Source organism: Stenotrophomonas maltophilia, assembly GCF_002799155.1.
GTDB classification, from domain to species: Bacteria; Pseudomonadota; Gammaproteobacteria; order Xanthomonadales; family Xanthomonadaceae; genus Stenotrophomonas; species Stenotrophomonas maltophilia_R.
Window position 1 is genome coordinate 3802588 of the sequence record NZ_NERD01000002.1, and the last position, 14102, is coordinate 3816689.

A 14102-nucleotide genomic window follows, 5' to 3' on the forward strand; every position below is an offset into this window, starting at 1 on the left:
GCCGCCGGCGCTGCGGTCAGGCGGCTGCCTGGTCCGGCAGCAGCCCGTGCACGACATCGACGATGTCCTGTACGGTGCGCACGGCCTTGAACGCCTCCGGCTGCAGATTGCGGCCGAGCAGCGGCTTGAGCTGCACGATCAGGTCGACCGCATCAATGCTGTCGATGTCCAGGTCGTCGTACAGGCGGGCCTCGGGTGTGATCCGGGCGGTTTCGATCTCGAAGCTGTCGGTCAGGATGCTGACGATGCGTTCGAACAGTTCATTCTTGGTCATGGCAATTCCTGGCGCCGTTACGACTGGCGGGCGGCGACGAACTCGCCGAGCGCGCGCACGCTGGAGAAATGGCGACGGGTTTCTTCCGAATCGGCCGAGAGGCTGACACCGTACTTCTTCTGCAACGCCAGGCCCAGCTCCAGCGCGTCGATCGAATCCAGGCCAAGGCCCTCGACGAACAGCGGCGCGGTCGGATCGATGTCCTCCGGCGTGATGTCCTCCAGCGAAAGGGAGGAAATGATCAATTCCTTGATCTCGTGCTCAAGTGCTTGCACGGGGCGGATCTCCAGACAGGTCGAAATAACGAGAAAGGTGCTCGGTGACGCGGCGTGCTGCCAAGGCATCCCCCCTTGGCGAGTCGTCATCGGCCAGGAAGGGCGCGATCGGGATATCTTCGCCGATCTGCAGCCGAACGTGAAAGCGACGTGAGGGGACACGATACCACTTCTGTCCCTTGGTCAGCGTGGGCGGGGTGCAGGTGATCCGCACCGGGGTGATGTCCAGCCGGCCGCGGACGGCGATGTTGGCAGCCCCGCGCTGCAGCCGTGGCGGCTGGCCCGGCACGCTGCGGGTGCCCTCCGGGAAGATCACCAGGGTACCGCCGGCATGCACCGCCGCCACGCAGTCGTCAACCAGGCCCGCCCCGTCATCGTTGGCGATGTAGCCGGCCGCCCGCACCGGGCCGCGCATGAACGGGTTGCAGGCCACGGCCCGCTTCACCACGCAATCGGCGTTGGGCAGCAGCGAGATCAGGCAGACCACGTCGATCAGGGTCGGGTGATTGGCCAGAACCAGCAAACCGTCGCGCTGCAGGCGTTCCCCGCCCTCGATCTGGTAGGTCATCACCCCCAGCGCACGCATCAGGCGCAGGTGGCTGGCAAAGGCAGCCTGGACCACGCGGCGGGCCCGGCGGCGGCGGGCCACCGGATCGCGCATCAGCAGCAGCACCGGCATCACCAGCACGCCCAGCAGCAGGCCGCCCACGCCAAATGCGACAAAGCTCAGGCCGGTGCCGAGCACCCGCCAGGCATGATCGAGGCGGCGCAGCGCCTCAGCCACGGCGCCCCCAGCGCCAGCGCTGGCCCTGGGCCACGTGCTCCAGCGCCGGCGCGCCGGAGAGCAGGAAGCGGTGGAGGTCCAGCGCGTGCGGCAGCATGCCCGGTGCGGTGGCCGCGGCATGCGGCGCCGCTTCCCACTGCAGCGAGAGGGTCGGCTGGCCCGGCGTTGGCGCGGTCAAGCGCCAGCACCAGGCAAAGAACGGGTCGGGTTCGTCGGCGAACGTCGCGTAAATTTCAGGAAGCGGCGATTCGTAGACCACCACCCGCACTTCGCGGGCACCATCGGCCAGCAGGCCGGCTGCCTCCAGGCAGGCGGTCTCTACCGTGGCTTGGCCTGCGGCCAGCGCCAGGTAGTTGCCGCGGTGGCCGCGGGCGATCGAATACAGCGCCGCGATCGCGTTGTGCACCGACAGGCCGAACCCGGTCGGCGACAGCGGCTGCTCGCCGGCCAGCGCCGCAAGCAGATCCATCGAACGGGCCACGTCGCCATGGCGGCTGGCGAACACCAGTGGTACCCGGCTGTCGGCACCCTGCCCGTCCTCGCACCAGCACGCGGCCTGGATCGCCATCCGGCCCAGGCGCTCGATACGGCGGCGCTGCATCGCCGGTATCTCGGCCAGCGCCGGCGTGTCTTCGCCCTGCGGCGGATACGGCGCATCGGCCCAGCCCAGCCACTGGCTACGCTCGCTCAGGCCGGGCGCCCAGGCGGCCCAGTCGACGATGGAGAATTCGATCATTTAGCGATGGTGCTTCAACGGGAGAACGATAGGCACGAGCCATTACGGCGACGCGCGGCGGCCCCCCATTCCTGCAGCCGTGCGTCCGTCCAGGACGTCGCCGGCTGCCCCCCTGGCCGCCGGAAAGGAGCGCACGCTAGCACGTCCTGCACGGGGTGTGCAGGTTTCACATTCCCCAACGCGGGACCCGGCACCGGCAGGCCCCGCATTCAATCGATCAGTGGTAACCGGTATCGGCGTGCACCTTGCCGCGGAACACCCGGTACGACCAGGCCGTGTAGCCGAGGATGACCGGCAGCAGAATGACCAGCCCGACCAGGGTGAAGCCCAGCGAGGAGGCCGGCGCGGCGGCCTGCCACAGGGTCATCGACGGCGGCAGCAGGTAGGGCCACATGCCCAGCACCAGGCCGAGGAAGCCGAGCACGAACAGGGCCAGGCTGAGCAGGAACGGCGGCAGGTCGCGGCGCGGATGGGTGGCGCTGCGCCACAGCGCGGCAGCCACTGCCAGGGTCAGCAACGGCACCGGTGACAGCCACCAGAAGTTGCCGTCGCTGAACCAGCGATCCATCAACCGCGAATCGAGGAACGGCAGCCAGCTGCTGACCAGGCCCATCGCCGCGATCACCGCCACCACCAGCGGCCGCGTCATCTGCCGCGCCAGCGCCTGCACGCGTCCCTCTGTCTTCAGGATCAGCCAGGTGCTGCCCAGCAACGCATAGCCGGCCACCAGGGCGGCACCGGTCAGCATCGCGAACGGGCTGAACCAGGTGAATGCACCGCCCTGGTAGACACCGTCGACCAGCGGGATGCCCTGAACCAGCGTGCCCAGGATCACGCCCTGGGCGAAGGTCGCCAGCAGCGAACCGAGGCCGAATGCCACGCTCCACAGCCGGCGCGAACGATGTGCCTTGAAGCGGAACTCGAACGCCACGCCGCGGAACACCAACGCCACCACCAGCAGCAGCACCGGCAGGTACAGCGCCGACAACAGCACCGCATAGGCCTTGGGGAAGGCCGCCAGCAGGCCAGCGCCGCCCAGCACCAGCCAGGTCTCGTTGCCGTCCCAGATCGGCGCGGCCGTGTTCATCATCAGGTCCAGCTGTTCCTCGTCCTCGGCGAACGGGGCAAGGATGCCGATGCCGAGCACGAAGCCGTCCAGCACCACGTACATCAGCACGCCGAAGCCGATCACCGCGAACCACGCCACCGGCAGCCAGGTCATCAGGTCCATGTCAGCGCTCCTCCAGTGGTTCGTCGGCCGCCGACAGCGGGCGCGCCGGGGTATGGCTGCCATGGTCCAGCGACGGCCCCTCGGCATACGGCTGCGGCCCGTGGCGCAGGATCTTCACCAGGTACCAGATGCCCCAGCCGAACACGAAGGCGTAGCCAACCACGTAGACGCCCAGCGACAGCGCGGTCATCCACGCGCTCTGCGGACCCACTGCATCAGCGGTACGCAGTACGCCATACACCACCCACGGCTGGCGCCCCATCTCGGTGACGAACCAACCCGACAGCAGCGCGATGAAGCCGCTGGGCAGCATCCAGTTCCAGCCGCGCAGCAGCCACGGCGAATCCAGCAGCTTCCTGCGCCACAGCTGGAACGCTGACACCCAGGCCAGCAACAGCATCAGCGTGCCCAGCCCGACCATGATGCGGAAGGCGAAGAACACCGGCGTCACCGGCGGCCGTTCGCTGGCCGGTACCGAGGTCAGCGGATCGAAGGTGCCGTCCAGGCTGTGGGTGAGGATCACGCTGCCCAGCTTCGGGATGGCCACTTCGAAATCGTTGCGCTCTTCCTTCTCGTTCGGCAGTGCGAACACCACCAGCGGCACGCCCTCGCCTTCCCTGGTTTCATGCCAGTGCGCTTCCATCGCCGCGATCTTCATCGGCTGGTGCTTGAGCGTGTTCAGGCCATGCATGTCGCCGACGAAGATCTGCACCGGCACGGTCAATGCCGCGAATGCAACGGCAGCGACCAGCATGCGCCGGCCTGCTTCGACGTGCGTGCCCTTGCGCAGGTACCACGCGCCGATGCCACCAATCACGAAGCAGGTGGTGATGAACGAGCCCAACGCCATGTGCGCCAGACGGTACGGGAACGAGGGATTGAACACCACCTGCCACCAGTCCACCGGATGCACGACGCCGTTGACCATCTCGTAGCCGGCTGGGGTATGCAGCCAGCTGTTGGACGACAGGATCCAGAACGTAGAGAACAACGTGCCCAGCGCCACCATGCAGGTGGACAGGAAATGCAGGCGCGGCGAGACCCGGCCCCAGCCGAACATCATCACGCCGAGGAAGCTGGCTTCCAGGAAGAACGCGGTCAGCACTTCATAGGTCAGCAGCGGGCCGATGACCGTGCCGGCCACCTCGCTCAGCCGCGGCCAGTTGGTACCGAACTGGAAGGCCATGACGATGCCGCTGACCACGCCCATGCCGAACGACACGGCGAAGATCTTCTGCCAGAAGAAATACAGCTCGCGCCACACGGGCAGCTTTGTGCGCAGCCAGCGCCACTCGATGAAGGCCAGCCAGCTGGCCGTGCCGATGGTGAAGGCGGGGAACAGCACGTGGAAACTGATGACGAATCCGAACTGGATCCGGGACAACAACAACGCGTCCAAGGGACGCCTCCTGCCTGTGACCGGTGGGATACCGGACCACTTTAGGAGGATTTCGTTAAGCCGGGATGCGACCGGGTGACGCGCTGCTTCACTTTGTCGCAGGGCGGCACGAAGGACTTACCGCTTTGGTAGCTGCCAACCTTGGTTGGCGCACACACCCAGACGCCGGCCAAGGTCGGCATCTACCAACAGCGACTGCAGCGGCCCACCGCCCGGAGGGCGCCTCAGTTCCAGAAGTACCAGGCTGCGGCAGCGAGCAGCGCGCCAAACAACAGCACCTGCACCACCACGTAGCCCACGCCACCGTCGCGCGACTCAACGGCAATGCGCTTCTGCAGCGCCTCGCTCACATCCGGCGTCTGTTCCTGCCGTGCCTGTTCACGCAGCGCCTGTGCCAGCGCGCGCGCTTCCGCATCGCGAGGGTCGGTCGGTGGGTTCACAGCAGCTCTCCGGCGGTGGCATGCCGCGTCAGTTCCTGCTTCAGGACCTGGCGCGCGCGGTGCAGGTGGCTCTTGATGGTACCGCGTGCCAGCCCGGTCACCTGTTCGATCTCGGCCAGGTCGAAATCCTCCAGGTAATGCAGGCCGACGATCAGGCGCTGCGGTGCGCTCAGTCGTTCCAGCGCCGCGCCCAGCTGGCGCCCGGCCTGCAGGGCCTCGCTCAACTCGGCCGGCCCCGGGCCTTCATCGCCAATCCCCAGTTCCTCGGGTACCTCCACTGCCACCATCCATTGCGCCTCCAGCCGCCGCCGGCGCAGGTGCTGCAGCGCAGTGGTGTAGGCCACCCGCGAAACCCAGGTGCGCAGCGAGGATTCGAAGCGGAACCGGTGCAGCTGGCGGAACACGGCCAGGAAGGTTTCCTGCAGCAGGTCGGCGACCTGGTCGCGGTCGCCGACCATGCGTCCGATCACATGCGCGCAGGTGCGCTGGTGGGTCTCGACCAGCTGCGAAAACGCCGCCTGCGAACCATCGATGATCGCCCGCACCAGGGCCTGGTCCGCGTCCAGCGGCTCGGCGGGCGGTGCAGCCGCTGCTGCATCATCGCGACGACGGCCCCGCAGTGCCGACAATGCTTCGCCGAGCAGGCTCATGCGCGGGGCGCCCCCTGTGCCCGTGGCATGTCCTTGGCTCAGCCCTTGCGTGCGGCAGGACGGGTGAAGTGCCAGGCCAGCAGCTGGCCCAGGCCAGCACTGCCGACCAGCGCGGCGGCGGCGCCGAAGGTCAGGTCACGGGCACCGATGGCTTCCAGCAGGGCCATGGCCAAGGCCAGGCAGACCAGGCTGATGCCCCAGCGCAGTGCGCCCTGGCGGCGGCGCTCTTCTTCCAGCACGGCCAACGAGCGGATCACTTCCTCCGGCACGTGCGGGGCCACCAGCTTGCTGCGCGCGCGGGCATCGGCAATGGCGTGGATCGCGTAGGCGATGCAGATGAAGAGGGTGATCGGGATCAGTTCCTGCATGGTCGGCTCCTGTTCGGTGGATGATGCGGGTTCAGGAGAATGGATGCGCGACCACGGCAACCGGTTGCACCAGGCGTCCGGTCCCATCCGAACGGAATGGCCATCATGCCGCACACGCCGCCGCAGCGACTCGGGCGGTGCCTTTTGCCGATTCCGCTGCCATGACCTGTGGCCCCTGCCCCGGGTCCTTGCGGCTGCTACGCTTGCCCGGTTTCCTCTTCTGGTGCCGTCCGCCCATGTCCCGAGTGCTGCCCCTGTCCCTCCTGCTGTCGGCCGTGCTGGCCGCACCGGCTGCGCATGCCGCGCCGACGCCGATCACCATCGAACAGGCCATGGCCGACCCGGACTGGATCGGTCCGCCGGTCGAGAAGGCCTGGTGGTCGTGGAACAGCCAGCAGGTGGAGTACCAGCTCAAGCGCAACGGCAGCCCGGTACGCGATACGTTCCGCCAGCCGGTGGCCGGCGGCGTGGCCGCACAGGTGGCCGATGACCAGCGCGGCACCCTGGACGTCGCCGAGCCGGTCTACGACCGCAGCCGCAGCCGCAGCGCCTTCGTCCGCAATGGCGATGTGTTCGTGCGCGACCTGCGCAGCGGCGCGCTGACCCAGCTGACCCGCAGCAACGAGCGCGCGGGCAACGTGAACTTCGCCGCCGACAACGGCGTGATCTGGCGTGTCGGCCAGAACTGGTTCCACTGGACCGCCGCCAGCGGCGTGCAGCAGGTGGCCAGCCTGAAGGCCGAGAAGGACCCGCGTACGGCGCCGAAGGCCGATGTGCTGCGCGACCAGCAGCTGCGCACGCTGGAAACCCTGCGCCGCGACCGCGACCAGCGCGAAGCGCTGAAGGACCAGGACCAGCGCTGGCGCCAGGCTGACCCGACCCGCGCGCCGGGCCCGGTGTACCTGGGCGCCGACGTCGAAATCGGTGACAGCGTGCTGTCGCCCGACCTGACCCACCTGATCGTGGTGACCAAGCCGAAGGACTTCGACGACGGCCGCACCAGCAAGATGCCGCTGTACGTGACCGAATCGGGCTACGAAGAAACCGAGGACACCCGCACGCGCGTCGGCCGCAACGGCTTCGAACCGCACACCCTGTGGTACGTGGACGTGCGCACCGGCAAGGCCGAGAAGGTCTCGCTGTCCGGCTTGCCGGGCATCAGCACCGACCCGCTGGCCGAGCTGCGCCGCAAGGCCGGCAAGGATGCGCTGAAGGGCGAGCGCAGCGTGCAGGTGATGAGCGACTTCATGGGCGGCGGCATCCGCTGGAGCGCCGACGGCCAGCAGGCCGCGGTGATGCTGCGTGCCAACGACAACAAGGACCGCTGGATCATCAGCGTCAACGCCGCCGATGGCCGCGTGCAGAACCGCCATCGCCTGACCGACAACGCCTGGATCAACTGGGGCTTCAACGATTTCGGCTGGATGGCCGATGGCCGCACGCTGTGGCTGCTGTCCGAGGAATCGGGCTTCTCGCACCTGTACACCCAGGCCGGCACCGCCAAGCCACAGGCGCTGACCAGCGGCAAGTGGGAAACCTCGGCGCCGGTGCCGTCGGCCGATGGCAAGGGCTTCTATTTCCTGTGCAACCAGCAGGCGCCGCATGACTACGAAGTCTGCGCGGTCGACACCGGCAACCGCCAGGTGCGCGAACTGACCAGCCTCAACGGCGTGGAAGACTTCTCGCTGTCGCCGGACGGCCAGCAGCTGCTGGTGCGCTACTCCGGTGCCTACCTGCCGCCGCAGCTGGCGGTGCTGCCCAGCGCCGGTGGCCAGGCACGCATGCTGACCGATACCCGCACCGCCGATTACAAAGCGCGTGAGTGGATCCAGCCCAAGCTGGTGGCGGTGCCGTCCAAGCACGGTGCCGGCGTGGTCTGGGCCAAGTACTACGAACCCGAACACAAGGAACCGGGCAGGAAGTACCCGATCGTGATGTTCGTGCATGGCGCCGGCTACCTGCAGAACGTGCACCAGCGCTACCCGGCCTATTTCCGCGAGCAGATGTTCCACAACCTGCTGGTGCAGAAGGGCTACATCGTGCTGGACATGGACTACCGCGGCAGCGAGGGTTACGGCCGCGACTGGCGCACGGCCATCTACCGCAACATGGGCCATCCGGAACTGGAAGACTACAAGGACGGCCTGGACTGGCTGGTCGACACCCAGCAGGGCGACCGTGACCACGCCGGCATCTACGGCGGTTCCTACGGTGGCTTCATGACCTTCATGGCGCTGTTCCGTGCACCGGGCACCTTCAAGGCCGGCGCAGCGCTGCGCCCGGTGGTCGACTGGCACAACTACAACCACGGCTACACCAGCAACATCCTCAACACCCCGGACATCGACCCGGAGGCGTACCGCGTGTCCTCGCCGATCGAGTACGCGCAGAACCTGCAGGACAACCTGCTGATCGCCCACGGCATGATGGATGACAACGTGTTCTTCCAGGACTCGGTGAACCTCACCCAGCGCCTGATTGAGCTGCACAAGGACAACTGGTCCATTGCCCCGTACCCGCTGGAACGCCATGGCTACGTGCGTGCTGATTCCTGGCTGGACCAGTACAAGCGCATCCTCAAGCTGTTCGAGCAGAACCTGAAGTGAGCAACACCGCAGCCACGGTCCGGATCGTGGCTGCGGTCATCCTGGATGGCCGCGGCCAGGCGTTGGTGGTGCGCAAGCACGGCGCCCGCCGCTTCATCCAGCCCGGTGGCAAGCCCGAACCCGGCGAGGCGCCGTTGCAGGCGTTGGCCCGCGAACTGCGCGAGGAACTGGGCGTGCAGCTGTGCACCGCGTCGGCCCTCGCGCTGGGCGCGTTCGAAGACTGGGCGGTGAACGAGCCCGGCCATCGCGTGCAGGCGCAGGCATGGTGGGTGCAGGTGGTCGGCACGCCGCAGGCACGCGCCGAGATCGCCGAGCTGGCCTGGGTTCCGCTGCGGCCACCGCATGGCCTGCCCTTGGCACCCTTGAGCGAACACCATATCCTGCCGGCGGTCGCCACCCGGGTGACGGCCCGCTGAGCAGGCGGGCGCCGACTGCAAGGACATCGGATGTCAATGTCGATCCCGTCGATCCCCTCCCTGCCTTCCCCGGCCTATCACGCCTGGGTGCGCCCGGTGGCCCAGGCCTCGTTCTGGCTGTCGCTGCTGCTGACGATCTACTTCGTGCTGCAGGGCCTGGTGCTGTGGCCGCTGCACAACCTCGCGCTGTGGCGCCTGGTGGAAAGCGAAGTGCAGCTCCAACAGCTGCACAGCCTGATCTGGCTGCTGGCGCACCCGGTGGCCGCGTCGATGGTCGTCGCGCTGTTGTGCCTGGCCTCGACCGTGTCCAGCTGGGGCCTGTTGCGCGAACGGCGCTGGGGCCTGTGGAGCTTCGTGCTGTTGCTGCTGCTGAGTGGCTTGACCAACTTCGCAGTCGCCTGGTGGCTGGATGTGTTCATGGGCGACCTCATCCCGTTCCTGGCCGATGACCCGGCCCTGCTGCAGGAACTGCAACTGAAACGCTGGCTGATCACGCTGACCGTGGTCGGCATGTCGTTCGTGCTCCTCGGCCTGCAGGGTTGGCTGGCCTGGCGCCTGCTGCGCCCCGACGTGCGCTCGCGCTTCCACTGAGTTCCACCGATCCCTGCCCGACAAGGACCGTCGCATGCGCTGGCCGTCGCTTCTTCCAGCACTGCTGCTGTTCGCCGCACTACCTGCTTCCGCCGACGCGCTGCACTGCGGCGAGTACCGCAGTGTCGATGACGGCATGGCACTGGTGTTCACCACCCACAGCAGCGGCTACCGCCACAACGGCATCGGTGAGCCGCAGCCGCTGTGGGTCGATCGCAGTGCGGCACAGACCCGCCTGGTCATGCTCGACGATGGCGTGGCGGAGCCGATCCGGATCAGCGCCGATGGGCGGCGCATCGAGGACGACGTGCTCATGGTCTACACCCTGCGCCAGCCCCGGGCCTGCGCTTTCGAGCCCAGCACTGTGGCCGGCAGCTGCCGCGCTGCTGGCAGCTACTGCATGGTGCAGCTGCCAACGGCCTCACCCGGCCAGGCCCGGCGCGCCTGCGACGAGGGCGTGGGTGCGGGTTGCTCGGCACTGCTGCAGCAAAGGCTCGAAAGCAACTCCGCGGCAGCGACCGATGGCGCCGGCACCGCGCGCTTCGAGCGCCCGCCGGCCTGCCGCGAGCACACCCCCACCCACGATCCGCAGGCCTGCGAAGCGCTGGCCGACGCTGATCTGGCCGCCGCCATGCGACGGGTTGATCAGCGCCTGGAACGTGCCGAGAAGGCACCGGAGGGACCGCCGTTACCCCTGGCAGCACTGCAACAGCTGCAGCGACTGTGCCTGCAGCACCGCGGTGGCCGCTTCTGTGTCGAAGTGGCCGAACAGCAATTGAAAGCACTGCAACCCGCGCTGGCGGTACAGGCGCTGCAGGTGGCCTGCGACGCAGGCCGCGCCAGCGCCTGCGAACGTACCGCGCCATTGCGTGAACTCGGTGCCGATCTACGCCTGGTCCCGCTCCAGCAGCTGCCGTGTGGCCGCTACCAGGCCGAGGGTGGCCAGGTCGACATGCTCGACTTCGGTGATGGCACGCGGGGCCGCCTGCAGGAAGGTGCGGTCCAGCTGCAGCAGAACGGCGAAACCCATGTCCTGCGCCAGCTCGGCAATGGCGACCTGCTCGGCATGGATTCGCAGACCGGTTACCAGCGCTACCAGCGCGTTCCAGACGCGGCACAATGCGTGACCGCGCGCGAGGGCCGTGGTTCGCCGTAGCGCCAGGAGTTATCCGTTCGATCGTCAAGGAGACGACATGCTTTTACCCGCACCACGCCGCCGCTGGCTGGCCTGGGCCTTGCTGCTGGCCGCACCGACGGCCGTCGCGCAATCGCCCCAATGTGGCCTGTTCAAGGCCGACGAAGGCAGCAGCACGCTGCGCATCAACTCACCGAACCGCGGCGAGCAGAAGCACTTCGGCAGTGCGCCGTCTCCGGTCGCGTTCCAGCAGATCGACGGAACGCTGCAACTGGTGAACCTGGAGTACGGCCTGCCCAGCGCGCTGCAGGTGCGCGATCGTGGCCGCACGGTTGAGGTGGATGGCACGGTCTACATCCTGCAAGCCCCCGCACAGTGCGCCGCAGCCGCCACGCCGGCCGAAGGCAGCTGCCTGGCCGATGCGGCGGCGTGCCTGGACAACCGTCGCGAAGCGACCCCGACCGCACTGGAAGCAGGGTGCCGGGAAGGCGTGCCCGGCATGTGCCTGCAACTGGCCGATCGTTGGCACGATGAAGCCAAGCCCACGGTCGGGGCCGATCCTGCCATGACGAAGGCAGCGCTCGACGCCGCCCTGTCCGGCATCACGCTCCCCGCCGCCTGCAACAACGGCGGCTTCGAACAGGGAACCCCGGCGTGCGCCACCGCACTCGAGGCGGCCCCCGCAGTGCAGGAGCAGCTGGCCAAGGCGGCGATGACGGCGGCCATGACCGAAGCGATGGTGACGATGACGGCGCCAGCCGGGCCGGTGGTCATCCCGGCTGAGCGACGGCAACAGTTGTTGCGGCTGTGCCGCGAGGTACCGCATGGCGGCTTCTGCACCCGCGTGGCTGAGCTGTCCTGGGAGGCGGGAGATCCCCTGCAGGCAGTGCAGGCCCTGGCTGCGGCCTGCCCCCCCGGCAATGACACCGCCACCTGCGAGCGCCTGCCGGCATTGCAGGCGGTGGGCGCATCGTTGCAACCGCAGCAGGCAACGGCCCTGCCCTGCGGCAATTACCGGGCCGACGGCGGCCTGATGGACACGCTCGATTTCGGTGACGCCGGCCTGGTCGGCGTCGGCTGGGGCAGCCATCTTCGCGCGCGTATCGATGCGGGCGACATCCGCATCCGCCACGACAAGGGCGGCGACTTCGTGCTGCGCCCGCTGCCGGGCGGCCAGCTGCTGGGCCTGGATACCTGGACCCGCTTCCAGGTGTTCACCCCCACCGGCGAGGGCCCGGCCCGGTGCAGTGCGCCGAAGCAGTTCAACGTGCTGCCACTGCCACAGGATTGCCCGCTGGCGCTGGCCAACGAGGACGGCGCCGAAGCCTGCTGCACGCAGGGCAAGCTGCAGGGCTGCAACATTCTCGGCAACCGCCTTGCGCTGTCCGGGAACTGGCTGCAGGCCGCCGAGCACTACACCACGGTCTGCCGCGCCGGCGTGCGCGAAGGGTGCGAGAACCTGGTGACCGCGCAGGGCAACGGTGCGGAACTGGACGCACGGGCAACCCTGGAGCAGCTGTGCAAGGCCGACCGCAGTGGCCTGCATGTGGCCTGCGACGTGCTCGGCACCCAGAACTGGGCGCTGATCACGCTGGGCGGTGCGCTGCAGAAATCGGTTGACGAGGCGGCCGAGGACGACGCTCCGGCGCCGCGCAACTCCAACCGCAAGCGCTGAGCCCGCCAGGGCCTGTCCGCAGCTTCGGGCGGGCCCTGCGGTAAAGTACGCGCCATGAACGAATTCGAGCGCGTGCGCGCCTACCTCACCGACCTGCAGGACCGCATCTGTACGGCGATCGAGGCCGTCGATGGCCAGGCCCGCTTCCAGGAAGACCTGTGGCAACGGGCCGAGGGCGGTGGCGGGCGTACCCGCGTGCTGCGCGACGGTGCGGTGTTCGAGCAGGCCGGCATCGGCTTCTCCGACGTGGCCGGCAGCCGCCTGCCGCCGTCGGCCTCGGCCAACCGCCCGGAGCTGGCCGGCGCCTCCTGGCGCGCCACCGGCGTGTCGCTGGTGTTCCACCCGCTCAACCCCTACGTGCCGACGACCCATGCCAACGTGCGCTTCTTCCAGGCGCAGCGCGACGGCGAGGTGGTGGCCAGCTGGTTCGGCGGCGGTTTCGACCTGACCCCGTTCTATCCGTTCGACGAGGACGTGCAGCACTGGCACCGGGTTGCGCGCGACCTGTGCGCACCGTTCGGCGATGAGCGCTACGCCGCGCACAAGCGCTGGTGCGACGAGTATTTCTTCCTGCGCCATCGCAATGAAACGCGCGGCGTCGGTGGCCTGTTCTTCGACGACCTGCATGGCGACTTCGAGCGCGATTTCGATTACCTGCGCGCGGTCGGTGATGGCTTCCTCGACGCCTACCTGCCGATCGTGCAGCAGCGCAAGGACGCCGCCCATGGCGAGCGCGAACGCGAGTTCCAGCTGTACCGCCGCGGCCGCTACGTGGAATTCAACCTGGTCTACGACCGCGGCACCCTGTTCGGGCTGCAGAGCGGTGGCCGCAGCGAAAGCATCCTGATGAGCCTGCCGCCGCGGGTGCGTTGGGAGTACGGCTTCAACCCGGAAGCGGGCAGCGCCGAGGCACGCCTGGCCGATTACCTGGTGCCGCGCGACTGGCTCTGATGGATGTCGTCGCGCTGGGCAAGGGCCTGGTGGGCACGCGTAGGCGGTGAAGGGCGGCCGAGCCTGGGCCCGGCGCTACAAGATCAGGTGTGCTTCCGCGCGATGATCGTGATGTGCCCGGTCGTCTCCAGCAGCGCGACCTGCACGTCTTCGATCCGCAGCCCGCCCTGCTGGCGCAGCGCGGCGTCGAAATCGGCCGGGCTGATCAGTTCGCGGCGGAGAACACCGTCCAGCAGCCGGCCATCACGCGCGATCACGGTGGGCTCTCCTTCGATCATCCGCTCCATGCGGCGATTCCGGGTGGTCAGCCAGCCCACCCCGTAATTCAGCACGATCAGGGTGGCCGCCAGCAGCAGGCCTCCGCCCAGCGAGGTGTCCGTGCCCAGCAGCGCGTTCTGTACCGCGTTGCCCAGCAACACGATCAGCAGCACGTCGAAGGGCGTGATCTGTCCCAGAGCCCGCTTGCCACCGAGCCGGACCATGCCGAGCACCACGACATACACCACCACCGCGCGCAGGATGAACTCCCACCACGGCATGGCCAGTGCGAACAGGTCGGGCATTGCGGGTT

General features: G+C 68.2%; 16 protein-coding genes. 6 read left to right on the forward strand and 10 right to left on the reverse strand.

Annotated elements, in window-relative coordinates; translation table 11 throughout:
• Positions 1 to 16: 16 nt before the first annotated feature.
• The 9 genes from B9Y82_RS18135 to B9Y82_RS18175 all read right to left on the reverse strand — a co-directional run bounded on the left by B9Y82_RS18135 (position 17) and on the right by B9Y82_RS18175 (position 6157).
• Positions 17 to 274, reverse strand: coding sequence for an acyl carrier protein (locus B9Y82_RS18135; RefSeq protein ID WP_005411609.1), 258 nt, complete (start codon positions 272 to 274; stop codon positions 17 to 19).
• 17 nt (positions 275 to 291) lie between these two features.
• Positions 292 to 549: a phosphopantetheine-binding protein gene (locus B9Y82_RS18140; RefSeq protein WP_005411610.1), complete on the reverse strand. Its 258-nt coding sequence runs from the start codon at positions 547 to 549 to the stop codon at positions 292 to 294.
• Positions 536 to 1333: a lysophospholipid acyltransferase family protein gene (locus tag B9Y82_RS18145; RefSeq protein ID WP_100474707.1), complete on the reverse strand. Its 798-nt coding sequence runs from the start codon at positions 1331 to 1333 to the stop codon at positions 536 to 538. Before B9Y82_RS18145 ends, B9Y82_RS18140 begins: the two co-directional genes overlap by 14 nt.
• Positions 1326 to 2069, reverse strand: coding sequence for a beta-ketoacyl synthase chain length factor (locus tag B9Y82_RS18150; protein WP_100474710.1), 744 nt, complete (start codon positions 2067 to 2069; stop codon positions 1326 to 1328). Before B9Y82_RS18150 ends, B9Y82_RS18145 begins: the two co-directional genes overlap by 8 nt.
• A 217-nt stretch (positions 2070 to 2286) precedes the next feature.
• Entirely contained in the window at positions 2287 to 3300 is a 1014-nt protein-coding gene (gene cydB, locus B9Y82_RS18155) for a cytochrome d ubiquinol oxidase subunit II (protein ID WP_100474715.1), read from the reverse strand.
• Position 3301: 1 nt separating this feature from the next.
• Entirely contained in the window at positions 3302 to 4699 is a 1398-nt protein-coding gene (locus B9Y82_RS18160) for a cytochrome ubiquinol oxidase subunit I (RefSeq protein ID WP_100474718.1), read from the reverse strand.
• Positions 4700 to 4923: 224 nt separating this feature from the next.
• A complete protein-coding gene (locus tag B9Y82_RS18165) occupies positions 4924 to 5139 on the reverse strand; it encodes a hypothetical protein (RefSeq protein WP_100474721.1) in 216 nt (71 codons plus the stop codon).
• The gene (locus tag B9Y82_RS18170) at positions 5136 to 5789 is read right to left on the reverse strand and encodes an RNA polymerase sigma factor (protein WP_100474723.1); all 654 of its coding nucleotides are present in this window, start codon (positions 5787 to 5789) and stop codon (positions 5136 to 5138) included. The genes B9Y82_RS18165 and B9Y82_RS18170 overlap by 4 nt, the downstream gene beginning before the upstream one ends.
• 38 nt (positions 5790 to 5827) lie before the next feature.
• Positions 5828 to 6157 (reverse strand): hypothetical protein, encoded by a 330-nt coding sequence (locus B9Y82_RS18175; protein WP_005414880.1) that lies wholly within the window; start codon positions 6155 to 6157, stop codon positions 5828 to 5830.
• Positions 6158 to 6393: 236 nt separating this feature from the next.
• Here B9Y82_RS18175 and B9Y82_RS18180 point away from each other — a divergent pair, with 236 nt between their 5' ends.
• The 6 genes from B9Y82_RS18180 to hemF are packed head-to-tail and all read left to right on the forward strand — an operon-like array spanning position 6394 to position 13531.
• Complete coding sequence (locus tag B9Y82_RS18180) at positions 6394 to 8763, forward strand: S9 family peptidase (RefSeq protein ID WP_100474727.1); 2370 nt, start codon at positions 6394 to 6396, stop codon at positions 8761 to 8763.
• Positions 8760 to 9179, forward strand: coding sequence for an NUDIX hydrolase (locus B9Y82_RS18185; RefSeq protein WP_100474730.1), 420 nt, complete (start codon positions 8760 to 8762; stop codon positions 9177 to 9179). The genes B9Y82_RS18180 and B9Y82_RS18185 overlap by 4 nt, the downstream gene beginning before the upstream one ends.
• Positions 9180 to 9209: 30 nt before the next feature.
• Positions 9210 to 9770 carry a hypothetical protein gene (locus B9Y82_RS18190; protein WP_100474733.1) on the forward strand — a complete coding sequence of 187 codons (561 nt, stop codon included), beginning with the start codon at positions 9210 to 9212 and terminating at the stop codon, positions 9768 to 9770.
• Positions 9771 to 9804: 34 nt separating this feature from the next.
• Positions 9805 to 10926: a hypothetical protein gene (locus tag B9Y82_RS18195; protein ID WP_100474737.1), complete on the forward strand. Its 1122-nt coding sequence runs from the start codon at positions 9805 to 9807 to the stop codon at positions 10924 to 10926.
• 37 nt (positions 10927 to 10963) lie between these two features.
• Entirely contained in the window at positions 10964 to 12580 is a 1617-nt protein-coding gene (locus tag B9Y82_RS18200) for a hypothetical protein (RefSeq protein ID WP_100474742.1), read from the forward strand.
• Positions 12581 to 12634: 54 nt separating this feature from the next.
• Positions 12635 to 13531 carry an oxygen-dependent coproporphyrinogen oxidase gene (hemF, locus tag B9Y82_RS18205; protein WP_100474745.1) on the forward strand — a complete coding sequence of 299 codons (897 nt, stop codon included), beginning with the start codon at positions 12635 to 12637 and terminating at the stop codon, positions 13529 to 13531.
• Between the two features lie 83 nt (positions 13532 to 13614).
• Here hemF and B9Y82_RS18210 read toward each other — a convergent pair whose 3' ends face one another.
• Complete coding sequence (locus B9Y82_RS18210; protein WP_100474748.1) at positions 13615 to 14094, reverse strand: DUF421 domain-containing protein; 480 nt, start codon at positions 14092 to 14094, stop codon at positions 13615 to 13617.
• Between the last annotated feature and the right edge of the window lie 8 nt (positions 14095 to 14102).

Bases quoted from the DNA above. Each gene is read 5' to 3' on its own strand.
- B9Y82_RS18135 (WP_005411609.1), bottom strand. From the start codon at position 274: ATGACCAAGAATGAACTGTTCGAACGCATCGTCAGCATCCTGACCGAC.
- B9Y82_RS18150 (WP_100474710.1), bottom strand. From the start codon at position 2,069: ATGATCGAATTCTCCATCGTCGACTGGGCCGCCTGGGCGCCCGGCCTG.
- cydB (WP_100474715.1), bottom strand. From the start codon at position 3,300: ATGGACCTGATGACCTGGCTGCCGGTGGCGTGGTTCGCGGTGATCGGC.
- B9Y82_RS18170 (WP_100474723.1), bottom strand. From the start codon at position 5,789: ATGAGCCTGCTCGGCGAAGCATTGTCGGCACTGCGGGGCCGTCGTCGC.
- B9Y82_RS18175 (WP_005414880.1), bottom strand. From the start codon at position 6,157: ATGCAGGAACTGATCCCGATCACCCTCTTCATCTGCATCGCCTACGCG.
- B9Y82_RS18180 (WP_100474727.1), top strand. From the start codon at position 6,394: ATGTCCCGAGTGCTGCCCCTGTCCCTCCTGCTGTCGGCCGTGCTGGCC.
- B9Y82_RS18190 (WP_100474733.1), top strand. From the start codon at position 9,210: ATGTCAATGTCGATCCCGTCGATCCCCTCCCTGCCTTCCCCGGCCTAT.
- B9Y82_RS18195 (WP_100474737.1), top strand. From the start codon at position 9,805: ATGCGCTGGCCGTCGCTTCTTCCAGCACTGCTGCTGTTCGCCGCACTA.
- B9Y82_RS18200 (WP_100474742.1), top strand. From the start codon at position 10,964: ATGCTTTTACCCGCACCACGCCGCCGCTGGCTGGCCTGGGCCTTGCTG.
- hemF (WP_100474745.1), top strand. From the start codon at position 12,635: ATGAACGAATTCGAGCGCGTGCGCGCCTACCTCACCGACCTGCAGGAC.
- B9Y82_RS18210 (WP_100474748.1), bottom strand. From the start codon at position 14,094: ATGCCCGACCTGTTCGCACTGGCCATGCCGTGGTGGGAGTTCATCCTG.